Origin of the sequence: Bacillus sp. AFS001701, assembly GCF_002559405.1 — a bacterium.
Classification (GTDB): domain Bacteria; phylum Bacillota; class Bacilli; order Bacillales; family Bacillaceae_G; genus Gottfriedia.
Genome location: NZ_NTZO01000053.1, coordinates 1 through 2138, shown reverse-complemented (window position 1 = coordinate 2138; position 2138 = coordinate 1). Strand labels below are relative to the sequence as shown.

The 2138-nt window shown below is 33.5% G+C and carries 2 protein-coding genes; both read right to left on the bottom strand.

The genetic code is table 11. The features are described from left to right. The coding region (locus CN514_RS04695) for a Ger(x)C family spore germination protein (RefSeq protein ID WP_098231599.1) at window positions 1–863 on the bottom strand (863 nt) is incomplete at its 3' end. Continuing rightward, window positions 860–2138, bottom strand: a 1279-nt coding sequence (locus tag CN514_RS04690) for a spore germination protein (RefSeq protein WP_098231598.1), incomplete at its 5' end; no start/stop codon positions are given. The genes CN514_RS04695 and CN514_RS04690, both read right to left, overlap by 4 nt.

Genomic DNA, 2138 nt, shown 5'->3' with positions numbered 1-2138 from the left:
ATATTCATATTAAATTTTGGAAAACCTGATTTGTTAACCTTAGAACGAATCTTAATAATTGGGTCTTCAATTGGAAGCAATGCTTTTATTTTTCCGTTCTTTTCGTTAAGAGCTAGAGGTGTACGTTCTGTATTCCGATCAACCCAACGTAATCCTTTTAAATCATCTTTGGATAACCATTTTGGTTTTTTCCCTTTATAAAACAAAAAAGCTCCATTTACATTCATCATTGGCATATTTTCGTCATCTTTTTTCCATAGTTGATCATCTAAACCAAGTGATGGTATGATAATTGTGGCACTAGGTTCATTATTAAGTGCAGCGAACTCAACTAATTTCATTGGTGATATTAGTGAATGCTGTTCATAGTTTCCATTCGGTAAATGTAATAAAGTCATAATTGGTGAATTAGGTAACATAGGTTCAACTGCAAAAATTTTATCAATTGGTTCTTTTGTAGTATAAATCCAAGGCGTGAGTCGTGCATCTACAAATCGCTCAAATAATTCCAAGGATTCTTCAACTTGTATTTTACCCAAGGCGGATTCTTTATACACTATCGAACTAATTTGACCAAATAATGTCCTTTGTTGAGTGCTATTAAATAAGTCGTTACAAGCCATTGCAAATGTTGTTCCTTTTCCTTTACCAATCCAAATGTTAGGACCTTCAGCTCCACTACTTCCTTGCTCTGATTTACCAATCGTTGCAAAATCCAAAACTTGCGCATATATAACAAATTCATTATTTACATAATCTACTCCTAGAGCTGAAATATATGTTATTTGACTTAATTGTTTTAGATCCCAACATCCGGTTAAAAGTAAAATAGGAGCAATTAGTAGTATTAACTTTCGTTTCAATTTGACTTATCCCCCTGTTGTGGTCCAAGTTTCGTATCTAAAAATTTTGGAGTCTTTCTCATAAATGTTTTTGGCAGTTGAATTAATCCTTTAATATAGTCACTGTCACTTGGATTATTAAATGAAGACATGTACGGCATTCCAAAGGATTTTAACGTTGAGACATATACTAATATTAGAAAAAGAGCAAGCACTAAACCTGGCAAACCTAAAATACACGCCATTAAAATACTTATAGCTCTCATTAAAATAACAGCACTTCCAAAAGATTGGTTTACAATTAGAAACTGAGATATCAATGTAATTGCAACAATGACAACTACATTCGGAGAAGTAAGTCCTGATCGAATCATAGTTTCTCCTACAATTAACGCTCCTACCACAGTAACAGTTTGACCAGTTGATTTCGGCAAACGTAAACCTGCCTCGTACAGAATTTCAAAAAGTATCGTCATTATAATTACCTCCATCCCTGGAGAAAATGGTATCCCTTTACAATTAATTGAAATTGTTGCAAGTGCTGGAAAAGGTATCTGATCTTGATGAAAAGAGACCAATGCAATGTAAAAACCTGGAAGTAAGACTGAAAGTAATAAGCCTAAATATCTTAATAATCTTTCAAGTGTCACAAAATAATAGGGCATGTACAGATCTTCAGCAGATTTTAGTAAAAATTGTAAATTAATTGGTGCTATTAATCCTGCTGGAGCACCATCTATTAAGATACAAAAGCGTCCACGTTGCAGTGACTCGACTACCATATCTGGCCTAGTATTATAAGTTAAGGAAGGAATAATCGAATATGGTGAGTCTGATAGTAACTCCTCAAGAGGAGAAATCCCATTTAGAATATCTATTTCTATTGAATTCAGTCTATTTCTTGCTTCCGTAATAATACTCTCATTTATTACATCTGAAAGGTAGAGTAATGAAACGCTTGTTTGACTTCGTTTACCAATCGTAAATATTTCATTGCATAAAGTGGTACTACGTACTCGTTTTCGAAGTAATGCCACATTTGTTTCTAGAGATTCCGTAAATCCGTCACGGGCACCTTTAATTGAAACCTCATATGTGGATTCCTCAGGTTGACGTTGTGGAATTTTCGATATATTTAATGAACATAGCTCACCAGTTTCTTCAAATAGTAAGATTAATTCACCAGAAAAAACTTTCAATGTGATTTGTTGATCAGTGTCCTTTTCGCTACAAATGATGGGTATTAATTGTAAAGTGTTATTTTGGAGATTGGGTAAAACAAACTGATTCATATGA